General features: G+C 46.9%; 16 protein-coding genes and 1 pseudogene. 9 read left to right on the top strand and 8 right to left on the bottom strand.

Going from position 1 to position 17,238, the window contains the following annotated elements; genetic code table 11:
- Positions 1-24: 24 nt before the first annotated feature.
- Positions 25-1,254: a methionine gamma-lyase family protein gene (locus tag H6H02_RS22330; RefSeq protein ID WP_190821876.1), complete on the top strand. Its 1,230-nt coding sequence runs from the start codon at positions 25-27 to the stop codon at positions 1,252-1,254.
- A gap of 191 nt (positions 1,255-1,445) precedes the next feature.
- On the opposite strand, the gene H6H02_RS22325 is transcribed toward H6H02_RS22330, so the two are convergent.
- Positions 1,446-2,642 carry a Coenzyme F420 hydrogenase/dehydrogenase, beta subunit C-terminal domain gene (locus H6H02_RS22325; protein WP_190821874.1) on the bottom strand — a complete coding sequence of 399 codons (1,197 nt, stop codon included), beginning with the start codon at positions 2,640-2,642 and terminating at the stop codon, positions 1,446-1,448.
- 231 nt (positions 2,643-2,873) lie between these two features.
- Here H6H02_RS22325 and H6H02_RS22320 point away from each other — a divergent pair.
- Positions 2,874-3,491 (top strand): annotated as a pseudogene (locus H6H02_RS22320) (PspA/IM30 family protein); the annotation flags it as partial.
- Between the two features lie 603 nt (positions 3,492-4,094).
- Here the strand turns inward: H6H02_RS22320 and H6H02_RS22315 are convergent.
- Positions 4,095-5,243, bottom strand: coding sequence for a GerMN domain-containing protein (locus H6H02_RS22315; RefSeq protein WP_190821869.1), 1,149 nt, complete (start codon positions 5,241-5,243; stop codon positions 4,095-4,097).
- A 365-nt stretch (positions 5,244-5,608) separates the two neighbouring features.
- Here H6H02_RS22315 and H6H02_RS22310 point away from each other — a divergent pair, with 365 nt between their 5' ends.
- The 4 genes from H6H02_RS22310 (at position 5,609) to H6H02_RS22295 (ending at position 9,276) form a co-directional block, all read left to right on the top strand.
- Positions 5,609-7,006, top strand: coding sequence for a 16S rRNA (cytosine(967)-C(5))-methyltransferase (locus H6H02_RS22310; RefSeq protein ID WP_190821867.1), 1,398 nt, complete (start codon positions 5,609-5,611; stop codon positions 7,004-7,006).
- 72 nt (positions 7,007-7,078) lie between these two features.
- Entirely contained in the window at positions 7,079-7,501 is a 423-nt protein-coding gene (locus H6H02_RS22305) for a TerB family tellurite resistance protein (protein ID WP_190821865.1), read from the top strand.
- A 196-nt stretch (positions 7,502-7,697) separates the two neighbouring features.
- Positions 7,698-7,937, top strand: coding sequence for a hypothetical protein (locus H6H02_RS22300; RefSeq protein ID WP_190821863.1), 240 nt, complete (start codon positions 7,698-7,700; stop codon positions 7,935-7,937).
- An 88-nt stretch (positions 7,938-8,025) separates the two neighbouring features.
- Entirely contained in the window at positions 8,026-9,276 is a 1,251-nt protein-coding gene (locus H6H02_RS22295) for an S-layer homology domain-containing protein (protein WP_190821860.1), read from the top strand.
- A gap of 505 nt (positions 9,277-9,781) precedes the next feature.
- Here the strand turns inward: H6H02_RS22295 and H6H02_RS22290 are convergent.
- Entirely contained in the window at positions 9,782-11,281 is a 1,500-nt protein-coding gene (locus tag H6H02_RS22290; RefSeq protein ID WP_199329464.1) for a GAF domain-containing sensor histidine kinase, read from the bottom strand.
- 444 nt (positions 11,282-11,725) lie between these two features.
- Between H6H02_RS22290 and H6H02_RS22285 the strand changes: the two genes are divergently transcribed.
- Positions 11,726-12,046 carry a DUF3155 domain-containing protein gene (locus H6H02_RS22285; RefSeq protein ID WP_190414413.1) on the top strand — a complete coding sequence of 107 codons (321 nt, stop codon included), beginning with the start codon at positions 11,726-11,728 and terminating at the stop codon, positions 12,044-12,046.
- A gap of 162 nt (positions 12,047-12,208) precedes the next feature.
- Here H6H02_RS22285 and H6H02_RS22280 read toward each other — a convergent pair whose 3' ends face one another.
- From H6H02_RS22280 to H6H02_RS22270, 3 genes are all read right to left on the bottom strand, one after another.
- The gene (locus tag H6H02_RS22280) at positions 12,209-12,742 is read right to left on the bottom strand and encodes a cofactor assembly of complex C subunit B (RefSeq protein WP_190821856.1); all 534 of its coding nucleotides are present in this window, start codon (positions 12,740-12,742) and stop codon (positions 12,209-12,211) included.
- A gap of 102 nt (positions 12,743-12,844) precedes the next feature.
- Entirely contained in the window at positions 12,845-13,198 is a 354-nt protein-coding gene (locus H6H02_RS22275; protein ID WP_190821938.1) for a PadR family transcriptional regulator, read from the bottom strand.
- 188 nt (positions 13,199-13,386) lie between these two features.
- Positions 13,387-13,980 carry a hypothetical protein gene (locus H6H02_RS22270; protein ID WP_242040821.1) on the bottom strand — a complete coding sequence of 198 codons (594 nt, stop codon included), beginning with the start codon at positions 13,978-13,980 and terminating at the stop codon, positions 13,387-13,389.
- Between the two features lie 136 nt (positions 13,981-14,116).
- Here H6H02_RS22270 and H6H02_RS22265 point away from each other — a divergent pair, with 136 nt between their 5' ends.
- Complete coding sequence (locus H6H02_RS22265; RefSeq protein WP_190821854.1) at positions 14,117-14,710, top strand: DUF3611 family protein; 594 nt, start codon at positions 14,117-14,119, stop codon at positions 14,708-14,710.
- Positions 14,711-14,845: 135 nt separating this feature from the next.
- Positions 14,846-16,138 (top strand): serine--tRNA ligase, encoded by a 1,293-nt coding sequence (gene serS, locus H6H02_RS22260; protein WP_190821852.1) that lies wholly within the window; start codon positions 14,846-14,848, stop codon positions 16,136-16,138.
- Positions 16,139-16,276: 138 nt separating this feature from the next.
- Here serS and ribH read toward each other — a convergent pair whose 3' ends face one another.
- Positions 16,277-16,882 carry a 6,7-dimethyl-8-ribityllumazine synthase gene (gene ribH / locus H6H02_RS22255; protein ID WP_190821850.1) on the bottom strand — a complete coding sequence of 202 codons (606 nt, stop codon included), beginning with the start codon at positions 16,880-16,882 and terminating at the stop codon, positions 16,277-16,279.
- A 122-nt stretch (positions 16,883-17,004) separates the two neighbouring features.
- Complete coding sequence (gene psbZ, locus H6H02_RS22250) at positions 17,005-17,193, bottom strand: photosystem II reaction center protein PsbZ (protein ID WP_190821848.1); 189 nt, start codon at positions 17,191-17,193, stop codon at positions 17,005-17,007.
- Positions 17,194-17,238 lie beyond the last annotated feature (45 nt).

Here is a 17,238-nt window from a genome sequence, read left to right as displayed (position 1 = left end):
AGAAATCTCTTTCTCCAGGTATTGATGAACAGCTTTCAACAGCTACAGGAAGCAGAAAAGGTACTGTTTCCGATTTTTTCCGCAATTGACGCGACAGTCAAGCAAAATCTCAAACGAGTGCTGGAAGCCTTTCGTCACCATCGGGTGGGGGCGCACCATTTCGCTGGTGTCACCGGCTACGGTCACGATGATTTAGGGCGTCAGACGCTCGATCGGGTATTTGCAGACGTGATGGGTGCCGAAGCTGCTGCGGTTCGAGTGCAGTTTGTGTCCGGTACTCATGCGATCGCTTGTGCTTTATTTGGCGTTCTTCGTCCTGGAGATGAAATGCTGGCAGTCGTCGGTGCCCCCTATGACACGCTAGAAGAAGTCATTGGTTTGCGAGGACAAGGCCAAGGCTCCTTACTTGATTTTGGCGTTAGTTACAAAGAATTGGCTCTTACTGGCGAAGGAATTATTGATTGGCAAGCGCTGGCGACAACAGTTAGCGATCGCACTCGTCTCGTCTTAATCCAGCGTTCCTGCGGCTATTCCTGGCGTCCTAGTCTTTCGATTACCGACATCGAAAAAATTGTTTTCCTGGTTAAACAACAAAACCCCCACACGATTTGTTTCGTCGATAATTGTTACGGGGAATTTATTGAAGAACAGGAACCCACCGCTGTCGGTGCCGATCTGATGGCTGGCTCTTTGATTAAAAATCCTGGTGGTACTATCGTAACTGCTGGCGGCTATGTTGCGGGTCGGGCAGACTTAGTAGAAGCCGCCGCCTGTCGTTTGACGGCACCAGGAATTGGCAGTAGTGGCGGTGCCAGTTTCGATCAACATCGCCTGATGTTCCAAGGATTGTTTCTCGCACCGCAAATGGTCGGGGAAGCGATGAAAGGGAATCACCTGACGGCTTACGTTTTCGATCAGCTGGGTTATGCCGTGAATCCTTTACCAATGGCACCCCGTCGAGACGTGATTCAAGCCATCAAATTGGGTTCGCGTGAGAAGATGATTGCCTTTTGTCGAGCCATTCAACAGCACTCGCCTATCGATTCCTATGTCGATCCCGTACCCGGTGATATGCCGGGATATGAGAGCCAGCTAGTGATGGCTGGAGGTACGTTTATTGAAGGCAGCACCTCTGAATTGTCATCCGATGGGCCGCTGCGAGAGCCATACGTTGTATTTTGTCAAGGAGGAACCCATTGGACTCATGTAGCGATCGCTCTTGAAGCCGCAATTGAAGCCGTGGGACCCGCTTAAATTTCTGCTCCTCACCACATTTCCTCACCACATTGTTGTAGGGGCGAAGCATCCGGGCGACAATTTCTGCAATCATCCCCGGATTTTCGCCTCCAGATGCTTCACCCAATGCCGTGCCAGCAGGCTTTCGCATTGCGGTAGTTATGTTAATTTCTCAAAGTCATAGACTTAGCTCCGCAAGGCAAAAGCCCTTAATTCTCTGGTAACTGATACTGCCCGACAATCCGCTTGGCATATTCTGGTACGTGCGCTTCTAACTTCTCTGGATGATTGCGCTTCATATACAAATAATTGCGGGTGAAGTGGGAATCAATGGAGAAACGGGCATACTCTAAACCTTTGGGGCCAATTTTTTCAATCACAACTCCCATCAACTTTGCCGCCCACATCGGGAGTGTAACGCCTTTATCGTAGGCGGGGATACTTTGTTGTACAGCTTCTTTGCGGTTTCCGTGGGACATCACTGGCTGCGTATCTATCTGATCTTGCACCAAATCCAGCATTTCTTTGCCAGTGTCATTCCGCACCACAATCCACTGCCAGCCAAAGGGTGCGCCCATGTAACCTACTACTAAATCTGCCAAAGAATTCACATAATCAAAACAGCTCATGCAAGAAGGAGCAAAGACATCCTTCAACTGGTTAGTCTTCAGTCCAAAGAAAGGCACCATTTCCATAGAGCCATCCTCGTGCTTGAAGTGAACCCGGAAATCTTGCATAAACTCGTAATGCACGACTGTATCCGGGGAACGGCTAGTGGTTTCCAAGAATTTTTGCAACCCGGCGCGGTTAACATTATCCACACAGGGCGTACCCAAAACATAAAGCTTTTCTAGTCCCAGTTCCTTCTCCACGGCTCGTAATGCTTGAATTTGGCAACCAACGCCAATTACTAACAGCCGCTTCATCCCAGATTGCTCAATTTGCTCCAACACAGAAAGATTAGGCGACAGCGTTGGTTTATTCACCCGCGCTGCCAGAATTTCTTCGGGTGTCCGAGCAATTATCGGCATCGGCTGAAATCTGTCTTCCTTAGTATTCTGGACGCAGACGACGCCCTCAACCATGCCACGATTGAGCATTTCAATGGCAATGGTGCTGACAATTCCCGTCCACTGCGCCCCCTCAATTGGCTCAGTTTTCCGCGCCGCCATCATCTCTTGACTAACCCCAAAATACCAATCATCGGGATTATCCAGATTGCGGCTTCTTCCGTGAATTTGTTCTTCCAGATCAGCTATCTGCTGATTAAGAAATGCACACGCTTCCTTGACATAGTGAATATAGTATGTGTCGCACAGCCCACATTCGCTACAGAGTTCTTTAGCAGGGCGACGGCTAGAGGGTTTCAGGGCTTTGGCTTTATCGTGAGGGCGCACCGAAGTCATATTAAAGGCAGTTTATTAACTAAAAACATCTATCTGAGCAAGATAGCCCAAAGCTTACTTTTACACAAAAAGCCAGAAAGATGATGAAGACTTCAGTAATTATTACGAAGCATTAATAATTGACTTAGTTTAATTTTCAGTAAGTTCTACTATCCAGATGTCACTGCGATAGATATCTGAGCTGACACCAGAGCTTGTGAATTCTCATATTCCTTAAAAAGCAAGAAACTCATGGGATTATTCGAGCGCATTAGCCTAAATGCCAGAGCAAATCTGAATGACGCGCTTAGCAAGGCTCAAGACCCAGAAGGAATTCTGGAGCAGTCCATCATTGATATGCAAGAAGGCGTGGTGCAGTTGCGTCAGGCAGTTGCCAGAGCCATTGCCGCTCAAGAACAGACTCAGGAACAGTACAACCAAGCCCAAAAATGGGCGGCTCGCGCCCAGATGGTTTTATATCGGCCACTAGACGACGAAAATCTTTTTCAAGAAGCGTTAGTACGCACGAAAGCAAACACCGACACTCTGAAAACCACTTTGGATCAGCAGAAGGCTCAGGTAGAAACTCTCAATCGCAACTTAATTGCCCTGGAAAATAAAATTTCTGAAGCCAAACAGCAACAGGACAGGCTCAAGGCACGGGCGCAAGCTGCTAAAGCCAACGAGCAGTTGCAAAACACTGTCGGATGCTTGGGAACCAGCAGCCCGATGGGAGCCTTCGAGCGCATGGAAGAAAAAGTTTTGGAACTGGAAGCCCGTTCTCAGGTGGTTACTCAACAAACTCCTTCTTCTGTCCAAACTCGATTGCTGAAGCTTGAAGGTGAGCTTAAAGCCATGAAAGCTCAACTATTAATTCAGCAGACAGCTATTGTGAACAGCCTTACACTGAATTCCACTGCTTTAGAAGAGGTGAGAGATATGCTTCAGGAAGTTCGTTCCCAGTCTAGGACGGAACTGGCTACTAAAGATTTTCTTTCCCAGCCCACGCAGGAATTAGTTTCCCATAGTTTAGAAGAGCAATTTGCCACGCTGGAATCTGGCAACGACGTTGATGATGAATTGGCGGCGCTGAAAGCTCAGATAACTGGTTCTTTTACAACCCAAGTACAGCTACCGTCAGCTCACCCAAATACTACCTCTACATCTAATTCAGCAGTTGATAACGAATTGGAAGACTAAAAAAAGCAACTAGATAACCGTTAACAAGCAAACTGTCTAGTAGGAAATAGACTCGCTTACCCTGCTTCATGATTGAGGGCAGATGGGGAAAGGAAAAAGCGCGATCGCTCTTTATTTCTCTTCCTTCGTGTCCTTAGCATCTTCGCGGTTCAACTTCTTAAATATTTACTTTTGGCAGATGGGAAAAAGCGCGATCGCTCTCCCACCTTCCACTAAAACGCGAAACCCAGCTAGTTTTGATAGCTGGGTTAATAAATTTACATTAAAACCCTATCAACCAGGGCGAACATCAAGACAGCCTTCTGCATAATTAACTTCTGGAACTTTACCAGCAATCATTCGAGATACAGTCTCGCCATTCGGAGAGACAAAAACGAGACGCAAGTCTTTGTCAGCAAAGCTGCTTGGTTGAAGGACCCAGGCTTTACCTTTTTCGCTGTTGAGAAGACGATTTACCTGAATTTGTCCGGGATAAGCAGACTTAATCGTGCTTTCTGTATCGTCAACTTTGATACCATGAACAGTGGTAATTTTATTGGTTTCAACTTCTACCGTAGCGATACGACCTTCCGTGACCATGAAAGTAACACCCTCAGGCCCATTTGCTGGCTTGTAATAGTCACAGACGCGATTGGGATTTTGCCGGGATGGAACTATTTGAGTCCCAGCAACGCTTGATGCCTGAGCAACAGTCATGTTGATTTTAACTGATCCAAGTCCGTCAATCGATAATCCCGATTCAGTTGTCAATTTTTCGGCTTTCTTGAGGCAAGTATTCTCACCGCTTTGATCGTTTAAGCATCTGCCATTTCTATCCAGAATAATAACTGAGTTGACAGTTGGAAATTGCTTAAGGGTGGTATTAATAGAGAATTTTTGACGAGCATCATCTCCAGTACCTCCTGAAATTACCGACTTACAGAATTTAAGTTTAGCAATTCCATTCGTGATGGAAATCGTAAAATCTTTGCCGCAGTTGGAACTGCCCTTGAATTCAATAGGGTCGATTAAACCACGAGCTTTTTCCTGACTTGTCGGCCCTGCGATTAATTGCTCAATGGCAAACTGGGCTGTACTCGGACTGTTTGTTGTTCGCCAAACTGGCTCAACATAAGTGAAATCTTGCCCGCTTTGGGGGTTTTTAGGAAAAAAGACTTTTACCTTTTTTGGAGTTGCTTTCACCGGCTCGAAGCTGCTTTGAACAGCTTGTTTGGTTTGAGCGGTTTTTTCTGAAGAAGATACCTCTAAGCTTGATTGGGGTTGAGTTGGTTCGGTCGAGGGTTTGGTTGATGATTCGGTTACGACTTTGGGTGTTTCTGAGGAGGGTGCGGCATCTGTAACTTGAGTGTCACAAGCACTGATACCCGAAACTATTAATAACAAGCAAAAAGAAAATAAAGCTGATTTACGGATGCGGTGCATTTTGTTTCTGAGATGGATGAATGACTAATTACTTACGTTCTCTACTGTAGAAAGCCGTCAGCAGAAAACTGATGAGGTGGTGTGTCAATACTTGGAGTGACATTAAGTGGAAACAAGCCCTTGTGAGTTGTTTCCAGAAAAAGTAGGAGCGTTCTGTCTGAGAAAAAATGGGGTTTGAGGGCTAACAGTAGTTTTCTAAATCTCCTGAAGCCTTGTGGCGGTCACTGGGACAATCAAGAGAGTGACACAGACAGTTGAAGGGAACGTGTAAATCGTTGTTTCAATGAAGACATCAAGAGAAACCGGCTGAGTCAAAGTGAGACAGCAATGCTTCCAAATGCATCTGCTAACGCATACTAAATAGTATGCAAAATCCTCGTCAAATAGCATTTCTGGCACTTCGGGATGTCCACCGTAAAGGCGCTTTTGCTGACGTAGCACTCGACCGACTGCTGCGCCAAGCAGACTTAAGTGCTACCGATCGACGGTTAGTGACAGAGTTAGTTTATGGGAGTGTGAGAAGACAGCGATCGCTCGATGCACTCATCGACCATCTAGGTAAAAAGAAAGCCCACCAGCAACCCCCAGACCTCCGCACAATTCTGCATCTAGGCTTATATCAGCTTCGTTATCAAGATCGAATTCCTGTCTCGGCAGCGGTGAATACTACTGTGCAATTAGCCAAAGAAAACGGATTTTCTGGTCTTTCCGGCTTTGTCAATGGTCTATTGCGACAGTATATTCGTGTAGCGGAAGGCAAGAAGCAGGGAAACCCGGGAGGGGAAGTTCAGGACTTAGAATCTGACCCACTACATCTGCCAAAAAACCCAATCGAACGATTAGGCATTTTACACAGCTATCCCGACTGGATTATAGAAGTATGGCTAGAACATCTAGGTTTAGAAGAAACAGAACAGTTGTGTGAATGGATGAACCAAACACCAGCAATTGACCTGCGGGTAAATCCCCTTCGCGCTGAGATAGAGAAAGTTGAGGCAGCACTGCAAGCTGCGGGTATCTCAGTTAGTCGCGTGCCCCATCTACCGCAAGCTTTGAGACTTACTGGTGGCACGGGTGCGATTCAAACTTTACCTGGTTTTACCGAAGGTTGGTGGACGGTGCAAGATAGTAGTGCCCAGCTAGTCAGTTATCTGCTAGATCCTCAACCGGGTGAAGTCGTTATCGATGCCTGTGCAGCACCAGGAGGAAAGACAACGCACATCGCAGAATTGATGGAAGACCAAGGAACCGTTTGGGCGTGTGACAAGACGGCTTCCCGCCTCCGGAAACTGCAAGAAAATACTAAACGGTTAAGTTTGCACTCGATTCAAATTCAGGAGGGGGACAGCCGCAACCTACCCCAGTTTATTAATCAAGCTGATAGGCAAGCTGATAGAGTCTTACTCGATGCCCCCTGTTCTGGGCTGGGAACGCTGCATCGTCATGCTGACGCCCGTTGGCGGCAAACTCTACAGACGGTGCAGGAACTTTCAATTCTGCAAGGCGAACTATTAGATCGAGTGGCTACCTGGGTTAAACCGGATGGAATTCTGGTTTATGCAACTTGTACCTTGCATCCATTGGAGAATGAAGGTGTTGTTCGCACCTTTTTAGAGCGTTACCCCCAGTGGCAGATTTTGCCCCCCAACCCCAATTCACCAGCAGCAGCTTATACTACCCCTGCTGGGTGGATCAAGGTCTGGCCCCATCGGCATCAAATGGATGGATTCTTTATGGTGCGGCTACAGAAGAAAAATAGCTAAGCCTCTATGGTAGTTGTGGTTGCAGAAATCTGCTGATGGATTAATCTGTTAGGGGAAATAAGGGAAAAGCCAATGGTAGCCAATTCTAGTGTTAAACAGCTTGTTAAAATTCTCATCGGCGCAGCTTGGATCGATGGCAAAATTCAGTCAGAGGAACGGCAATATCTTCAGCGAGTGGCGAAGGAAAACGGCATTGCTGACGATCCAGAGATTCAGCCTTTGTTGTATGAACTCGTAGCTGTAAGCCCAAGCGAGGTCTACAACTGGGTGCAAGATTATTTAGGCGATCGCCCCAGCACCGAAGATTACCAGCGTCTTATTGAAGCCCTCAGCGCCTTAATTTATAGCGATGGCGAGGTAGCAATCGAGGAAGCTAAACTCCTGACGCGATTACAGCTTCTAGATCCCAGCGGTACCTCCCAGAAGTCAGCCCCTAGCCCTGTTCTTAAAGCGATTCAAAAACTCTACCGTCGATGGGTTGACCATCAGAACTAGCTTTGAGACTAATAGATAAAGAGTAGATAAAGACCAAAATTTCGACATCATCATTCCACAAATTGGGCACGCAACACATCGCGTGCCTTTTTTTGTATTCATCACATCTTGCCGCGGGCGTCTTGTACCGGGCGGTTTCAACCGCACAGCGACAGCAAACACGCAAACGAAACTACCGGAGCAGGTTACAAAACCCTTGAGTTTCGCTTACTCTGTACTTTTCGTGAATGCGATCGCCTCAGCATTCCATTCTGACGACTTAGTGCAATATATGAGGATTCCCATCTATTGTTATGGGCTTCCAGAGGTTCTGGAAGCCGATTTTTTCTACAACAAGCAACTATTTTTGCAAAATATGCGTCTTTCCCTCTTAGGGAGTCCAGAACTTTCTTCTGAAACTGTCTATATTTCTATAATCTGTCACGGCAGTAAATAAATTTCTTGAGATTGAAATTTATAGGAACCTATCAGGTAATCTTAGGTCTAAATAAACAAAGGAATGCGAAAAGTGGAGAAGGTTCTAAATGTCTAACTTAAAGCGCTTGAAATCAGGAACAGCCTTACTACTAATGCTGGGAATGTCGGCAGGTTCGATGGCTCCCCTAGTAGAAACAATTCTGTCACCGGCACCGGCTGTTGCTCAAGCTATCAACTTTAGTGATGTATCCTCAAGCTACTGGGCTGCTAGTTTTATTCAAGAACTGGCACAACGTGATGTAATCGCCGGGTTCCCCGATGGTACATTCCGACCCAACGATCCAGTAACTCGTGCCCAATTCGCGGCGATGGTTCGTAAAGCCTTCAACAAGAATAAAATCCGCGATGCTGTTAATTTTGTGGATCTTTCATCGACCTACTGGGCATACTCGGCTATCCGTGAAGCTTACGAAATGGGATTTTTGTCGGGTTATCCTGGTAATGTCTTTAGACCTACACAAAATATTCCCCGCGAGCAAGTTCTAGTTTCCTTGGCGAATGGCTTGAATTACACTGCCACCAATGCCGTATCGACTGATTTGCAAGTGTATAACGATGCTTCTTCCATCTCTAGCTATGCTCGCAATAGCATTGCTGCGGCGACAGAGAAGAGCATTGTAGTGAACTATCCGGTTGTCGAAACGCTGAATCCAACTCGGAATGCGACGAGAGCCGAGGTAGCAGCTTTCATCTATCAGGCATTGGTGAGTTCTGGACAAGTAGCGGCAATTAACTCGCCCTATATTGTCTCTCTCAACGACACACCGCCAGAGGATACGACAGTCGCGATTCCGGCTGGAACCACTATTCCAGTTAGGTACGAGAAAGAAAAGATTCTGGTTACAAAGGACGAAAAGGCACCGCTGACGCTAACGGTAGCAGCAAATATCACCACATCTGATGGAACGGTGCTAATCCCCTCTGGAAGCCAAGTGGTCGGTGAACTGCAACCAGCTCAGGGAGGTTCTCAGTTTGTAGCGAAGGAACTGGTTTTGACGAACGGTCAACGGGTGGCTATCGATGCTACTTCTCAAACCATTACCAAAACCGAATCCGTTACCAAGGGTTCTAGCGTTGGGGGTATCCTCAAGAATGCCGCATTAGGTGCTGCTGCGGCTGCTGCGGTTTCTGCTGTAACGGGTGACAAAGCGATCGCTACCGAAGAAGTCTTGGGCGGTCTGGGAATTGGTGGACTCATCGGACTGTTCCTCGGTCGGGATAGAGTCGATCTGATTGCGATTGACCCGGATACCGATCTCAATCTGCGCTTAAATGAAGAGTTAGTGCTAGAGCAGTAATGTTTGTAGGATGAAGCGTGCAATTGTATTTGACTGCTGCTTGCTTCATTCTCTAAGCAGAGAAGGCACAAAAAAATAAGCATTTTCTAAACCCGGTTTCTTCCAGAAACCGGGTTTTTAATCCTAAATGGCATCTTATCTCAATCCTATCGGGACTTAAACAAATTTCAAGGCTCTAAAGGGGCTGAAAAGCTTTCTGGGCAAGGAAAAGAGGTCGATGACCTAAAAACGCCTGAAACCCTTGTGAATACTAGATTTATGCATATTCGAGCTGAAAATATCTCTCTGTCTAGGTTTGAAGCCATTTTTGCCTTAGTTTTTGTCTAAGTCCCACTATTTGAGTTGTGAGATGCCAGCAGTTCAGATGCCCGACTTCTCCAAAAAGTCGGGCATCTCGCTTTCACGAATCATTTATGACTGCTATACCATGCAGAGTGATCGCGCCAGATGAGTAATTGTATTCCCCGTTACCAGCTCAAATACAAGTAAATGTAAGAGCAACTTATCAAACTTCATCCTCGCCCTTTAAGGCTTCAGTAAGTAACCAGACAATAAAGGTCGTTCCGGGTCCTTGAGTGTGCGGAATACTCCGATCGAGCCAGTTGCGTTCGGCGGGGCTAATGACTTCAATTTCGCCCTCCATTTGTTCCACCAAATCTCGCGCGATCGCTAAACCCAATCCACTCCCCGGAATCTCAGTTTCTGCCTGGACGCCTCGGTAGTGTCGCTCAAACAAATGTTCTTTATCTTGCACAGGAATGCCAGGGCCAGTATCGCTAATTGCGATCGCCTGAAAATCTCCCTGAGAAGTTTGCCGTCGATTTCCTGCCTGAATATAAACTTGCCCACCCGCTGGGGTATATTTCAAAGCATTGTCGATCAGATTGCTCAACACCTCGCGCAGCGCTTTAGCATTGGCTTGTACTGGCGGCAAATTGGGGGGAATTTCTGCCAATAAATCCAGATTTTTTTCTTGGGCGATCGCACTGGATGTCACCACAAGGGGTTCCAAAACTTTAGCTACCGAGCAGGATTCCAACGCCAGCGCTCTCGTGGGAATTGTCTGAGGTTCCAATCCCAAGGGAGAGTAAGGATTTCCTAAACCTTCACCTTTTGGGGGAAGCGGGCAAGACGGGGCAATCGGCACGGGAACTGCATCGTAAGAACGATCCGCGATTTGCCCGTACAAAGGCACTAGCTCGCCTTCGTCCATATCCACTGCCCGATCGAACTGTAGAAGCAACTCTTGCAGGCGATCGCTTTCGCGCACGATGCTGTTGGCAACTTCCCGGTTCGCATCTCCAGGTACCAGTCGTCTGAGGAGCAACTTGCCAAATGTCCGTAAGGCGGTCATGGGATTGCGAAACTGGTGGATCAGATCGTCCATAAGATCGCGCTGTTGAGCCTGAAGATGCCGTTGCTGACTGAGTTGCTGCTCAAACCATTGGGAACGCCGATCCAGAATGCAGGCGATCGCGAGTGTATCGGCAATCCGTTCAATCGCGGTTCGTTCTCGCTTGTTCCACGGTCTATCTTCACGAGCCGTCACCAGCAACCCCATCACCACACCTTCATGCAACAAAGGCACCACAATTTGGCGCGAGGAGCCACTTAGGTTAGCATCGGCGAAGAGCGATCGCTGGCGGAGGGATGCCCCCGTGTTTGCCTGCAATTCATCCAGAGTTTCTTCTTTCCCGACTTCAGCCATCGATTCCGTTGAACTCGTCTCAGAAACCGCATCGGACTTCTGAGGAACCGGAGATGCTGCTGACAGTAACCGAGGAATGGACGCCAGTGGTTGACTGGAAAATCCCAGAGCCGAAATCTCATCCGTTTCCCATTCCATCGCTGTTTGTGGGTAAGCAACAACCGGCCTTAGCTTAGTTGGGACGCCCTCTACCAGTTCTTCCGTTAAATACACAACACTCAAGGCAGCTCCCAGTCCTTGAGTTAATAGTGCTACTTGTGATTGGCACAAAGTTACGAATTCTGAACTGGTAGACATAGACACATTCGCTTATACTTGGCTACTTGACAGCGACGAGAATTGCATGAATTGGAGCTGATTTTCTTTTGTCGATCCTGGCACGCAATTGCGCTGAAGCGGCAAAAATCGTGCAAAGACCTGATTTTTGTTTCTTTTTATTACAAAAATTTTAACAATATCTCAGGATACTTCGGTTATAAAACTGCTTCCAAACTGGCTAAATTTTGTCAAGTCTGAAGGAATATAGCGCCTTACACGCTATATCTAGGCTCTAGTTTGGACAAGCTTGCATATATAGCGTCTATTGCCGATTCTGTTGCTGTCCTATGTCGATTTCTGAGGTTTGTAATATTTGTATCAATCAGTAAAAGGCGGTTGATATTTTGAACTCAAACCGATATACTTGCGACGGTTTTTGTATCTATCATTACAACTGTCAGATTTAAAAGGGAGGTAAGGAGGTTGGCTAGAAGACGTAAGCGGAAAAGTCGCCGTCGCCAGGAAGGACGTAGAATTTTAGAGCATGTCCCTCAGTATAGTATTGAAAGTGGCGAAGATAAACCAGTCACTGCCGCGCGAAAGTTTATTCAAACTGAGGGAATCCTTCCGCCCGCTTTACTTCTCGTGAAGCGGAACGAACACACCACAGATCGGTACTTTTGGGCGGAAAAAGGGCTATTTGGTGCCCAATATGTTGAAGAAAATCATTTTCTGTTTCCTAGCCTTAGGATAATCGACAATCCTGTGGAAAAGCCTACCCTCGCCGCTGTTCGTAGCAGCTGAAGTTTTAGGCATTAAACGTGAAAACTCGGTTATAGGGGCGGTTTGCGAACCGCCCCTATTGTTTTAGAAGAAATCTTGAATCTTTCCTTCTAATTAAAAATCTTTTTGATTCGCAGACTGACTATATTTTGGAATTTTTTAAGATTTTTAGCAGGAGAGTTTTCATTCGCAAGGTTTGAATGGGAGTTCCTGTTGCAATTGAGCCAATTCATCACGATGGGCGACGACTGTAATTAAACTTCTGTTCTCTTTTTCGACACCGGCTAATGTTTCCACCTTCAGGGAAACTTGTTCGCTGCGTCCAGCTTTTTTCCAATAAAAAACGCCAGCTGCTGGTGAAAGGAGAACCAAACCTAGAAAAATCTTGGCTACTTGAGGAAATAGTATTGCTAAAACGAGTGCCAAACAAAGAAAGCCACAAAAAGCTAACAACGTCAAAAAGATTGCCAAAAACCAACTGGGGCGGACAAAGCCTTGGAATGTAACTTGATTTTGCTTTGCATCCACCGCCGCAATCCGGTAGGCACGCCGATCGAAATATTGTTGCAATTGAATTAAAATCGATTCTTCTGGTTGCTCCGCAATCAGTTTTACTTGTTGCGTTCGGTCTTTAGCGGAGGCTCGAATAAAGAAAAATAGTCCGACTGCTAACAACAGTGTTAGCAGAAATGTTGAAGAGAGAATTGTCGTATTCACGAATTTCTAGATAGAGCAATGGAAAATAGGCTCTTGTCCAAGAGATACAAGAAAAGCCTATAACCTATAGCCTATCGCAAGAGAGCTTCCTTTGGGATTAGCTCAGATGGCTTGAGAGTCTCTCATGGTGTAGTCACCCCAAAGACGAGCCAGGTCATGAGCCTGTTCTACACACTCTGGGCGAATTTGATACATTCGACGAGGTCTTCCTCTCCCTTCCACTTTTTTCCAATAACCTGTGATAGCAGCTTGGTCTTCCAAAAATTTTAGGGCGCTGTATAAGACGGTATCAGACAGCCGATAGGTAGGATATTCACTCTCTAGGCGACCGATGAGTTCTGTTCCGTAGGATTCTCCACTTAACAAAACTGAAAGGACGTAACACACCGCTAGTTCTTTGTTGAGATAAGTTGGAGGAGGGTCTTGAAAAAATTGATAAATATCGTCAAATTTCATCTGCATAATTCACTGAACTCCCAGCCAAACAAATTAGATTAGGATAGGTTTCCCTACACTAACGATGCCTTTATCAACGAGAAAACACACCCGAAACAACGCTTCGATCACTGCTGTACTGAGACCACGAACGAGCAAAAGTAGCGCGTGATGTCAGCGGGCAAAAGGACAGAACGATACCATCAATTTTAGACACTCAATTCTGGGTTAGCCTGCCAGACTTCACGGATGATTTTGCCATCCTTATCAAACTGCACCTGATAGGAAAGTGACAGAACAACAGGGGTTCCGTGCTTGGACTTGGCATGGATCGTGATGACCGCTTCGACAGCGCGATCGCGCTGCTGTTGTTTAACAACCTGGAAATCTTGAATTTTGTACTTGGAGAAAAATTCTTTCCAGGCTGGGTAGATGGATTTCCCCTGGTAGACTTCATCCAGAGCGCCATAGGAGCGCATTAGAATGGCATTGTCACTGTATTGTGTGACTGTACGCTTCGGATTTTCCGTAGCGATCGCTGCCCAATGTTTTTGCGCCACCGAAAGCGGTTTCGGCATCAGCGTTCTTTGATAGACTGCCAAACTACCTACCAAACCAACTGCGTAAACGACGCAGAGTAAATGCTGCCTGAGATTCGGTTGCAGGAATTTCATGATGCTGCTTCCACTTCGAGAGGGCTGCTCTGGAAATGGCAGGCCGTCATCAAAGCTAAGTAAATCAGCAGCCTGCTCTCGAAAGAAAGACGGCTCCATTGGGTTAAAAGTTCTCCAGAGGTTAAACATCTTTGAATTTTGCTGCCCCATTGCCTCAAACTGGTGGTTAGGAAGATTACCGGATAAATTTGGGATTGCATTACTTGTTCAACAAAACGCTCTGTTTATAGATAAATCCGGAATTAAACCGATTTAAAATCAATTTATGCGAGAACAGTTCGATTCATCTCCCGTTCCTTCAGCTCTACAGCGAATCGCTGGCTCTTTTCGGATCGCTGGCTGGATTGGCTTTTGGGTTCAGTTAGTCCTAGGCGTTGTTTCCACCATAATTTTCTTGTTTGCCATCCCCGCAGCCCAGCCGCGTGCTAGTGGCGCTGCCGCTGCTAGTCCAGGGACGGGTGGCAGTATCTTTTTTGCGGTTTGCGGTCTTTTAGTGCTGTATTTCAGTGTTTATCAAGCTTGGCGTTACACCCGTTTGGGCATACAGCTAAAAGATTCTAATCCCAACCTCCGCCCGAAAAAGGCAGATACGATTAAAGTTTTAAGGTTCGGATTACTCGTCAGTTTAGGCGGATTATTATTAGCAGTTCTGGGCGCAGAAGCGATTACCGGCACTCTGCTGGCAAAGTCGCTGGCTCAGGCTCAAGGTGGGGTAGCAATTTACGATCCCCAATTTATTAATCGGTTGATTCAACCCTTAGATATTTTTGTGGTGCTAGCGAATACTCATACGATTACCGCGCACTTTGCCGGGATTGTTGTTTCCTTGTGGTTATATAGTCGCATCAACCGACAGTAACCAAGGCGAAGGGTCGAATTGCGGCATCAGCCAGTAAAGAAGGCTAAGAGCGCATACAGACTCTCGGCTGAATCATCGCGATCGCGCGATCGCAGTGTATTCTGATTAATTGGCAAAAAAAGCTGGAAAAAATCTGTGCTAGACCTCAAGCAGATACGGGAAAATTCAGAAGGTGTACAAGAGCGCCTGAATCGTCGCGGGATCGGGCAATATGACCTACAGCCGATTTTGCAGCGAGACCAGCAGCAACGGGAACTGGAAGCAAAGCGAAGTCAACTCCAAGCGCGTGGGAACGAAATCGGCAAATTAGTCGGTCAAAAAATTAAATCGGGTAGCGATCCCAACGGCTCAGAAATCCAAGCGTTGCGGGAAGAAGGCAACCAAATCAAAAACCAGATTGCCGAACTAGAACCCCATGAAAGAACCCTGAAAGCCGAGTTAGAAGCCCTCTTGTTATCGTTTCCTAACTTACCCAGTGAGTCCACACCCATTGGTAAAAGTGAAGAAGAGAATGTAGAAGTCCGCCGCTGGGGGGATGAATACTTGCCTCAAAACTCCGAAATTCTTCCCCACTGGGAAATCGGCGAACAAATGGGAATTCTCAACTTTGAGCGCTCCGCTAAAGTTGCACAAAGTCGTTTTGTCACGCTAATCGGTGCCGGTGCTGCCTTGGAAAGAGCTTTAATTAGCTTCATGCTCGACCGGCAAATCGCGGCTGGATATGTAGAAGTCATTCCCCCCTTTCTAATCAACAGCGAATCGCTCACCGCCACAAGTCAGCTGCCCAAATTTGCTGACGAAAGCTTCAAATGCGCTCAAGATGACTTGTGGCTTGCTCCTACTGCTGAAGTGCCAGTGACGAATCTCTATCGAGATGAAATCTTGGAGGCGTCGCAGTTGCCTATCTATCACTGTGCCTATACTCCCTGTTTTCGTCGGGAAGCAGGTAGCTACGGACGAGACACGCGGGGGCTAATTCGACTGCACCAGTTTAATAAAGTCGAGTTGGTAAAACTTGTCCATCCCAACAATTCAGCCGCAGAGCATGAATCGCTTGTACAAAATGCCGAAGCAATTTTGCAGGCGTTGAAGTTGCCTTATCGCGTCATTGAGCTATGCACTGGGGATTTAGGGTTTGGCGCAGCAAAGTGCTATGACCTAGAGGTATGGCTCCCTTCTGCTGGGAAATACCGCGAGATTTCTAGCTGCTCCAACTTTAGGGATTTTCAGGCGCGGCGCGGCAGCATTCGTTTCAAAGAAGCTGGAAAAAAAGGAACCCAATTTGTCCATACGCTGAATGGTTCCGGCTTGGCAATCGGGCGCACGATGGCAGCGATTCTGGAGAACTATCAACAACCCGATGGCACCATCAAGATACCCGAAGCGCTGCAACCTTACCTGGGACGAGAAGTGCTAGGGCAAAAATGAAGGATCTCCGGCTTTGCCCTTCCCGAAGGGTGGGATGAAAGACGAGAGATCAATCTTCCTGACTTCGCGGCCTAAATTCGCGGCTTTGGGCGGGAAAACCCGCCCCAATTCTAGCGCACCCGACTTTCAGTGCAACGATCAAAGAGAATCAGATGCGTTGCGTTCAACTGCTGACTCTGGAGAAATCGCCAGGTTCGGCGAAACTGGTAGCGCTTGGGCTGTTACCGTATGAACCGAATTATTACCGTAGGATGCGCCACCTGCATTCCCTTTGAGCTGCTGCATTAAGCTTGCCATCTCTAGGGCATTCATCGCGTATTCCCAGCCGTGGTTACTCTTGATGCCAGCTCTTTCCAAGGCTTGTTGCATCGTATCTACCGTCAGAATGCCAAAAATTATCGGCACACCCGTTTGAAACCCAGCATTGGCAATACCCTTGGAGACTTCCGAAGAGACATAATCAAAGTGGGGAGTTTGACCCCGAATGACTGCACCCAGGCAAATTACAGCATCATATCGGCGTGTGAGTGCCAACTGGTGAGCCACCAAAGGTACCTCAAAACTCCCAGGAACCCAAGCATAGTCTACTTGAGTGCCTTGAGGATTGACATCAATGCCGTGGCGTTTCAGACAATCTTGACACCCCTCCAATAGTTTAGTTGTCACTAGATCGTTGAAGCGACCAATGACGATCGCAAACCGCAGGGGTTGAGTCTGAGTAAACGTTCCCTCGAAAACTGCCATGATTTTAGATATAAGCTTTTTGCCAGTTGTTTTGAGTCATCAGTCATTTGTCTTTAGTCCTGAGTCGGGTGCAGTGGACTGATGACTAATGAACCCTGACCGATGACTGAGTCTGACTATCCTTAAACTACCAAATAGCTTAGGGCACCTGTCAGAAGTACCAGAGCAATCCAAACCCCAGATCCGAAAATAAGGAGGCGCTTAGACTGATCCCAGTTCTGAGGAGTGGCATAGGCAACCGGAACCCCAATGACCATGACGAATGATAAAAAGACTAAAGCAGCTAGTACCAACTGAAATAAAATTGTCATTTTCTCTTCTCCCAAGACAGCAATGGGCTGGATAGAAATAGTTCA

Origin of the sequence: Coleofasciculus sp. FACHB-1120, assembly GCF_014698845.1 — a bacterium.
Classification (GTDB): domain Bacteria; phylum Cyanobacteriota; class Cyanobacteriia; order Cyanobacteriales; family FACHB-T130; genus FACHB-T130.
The sequence above is the reverse complement of the archived record's forward strand: the minus strand, read 5'-3'. Positions and strand labels throughout refer to the sequence as shown.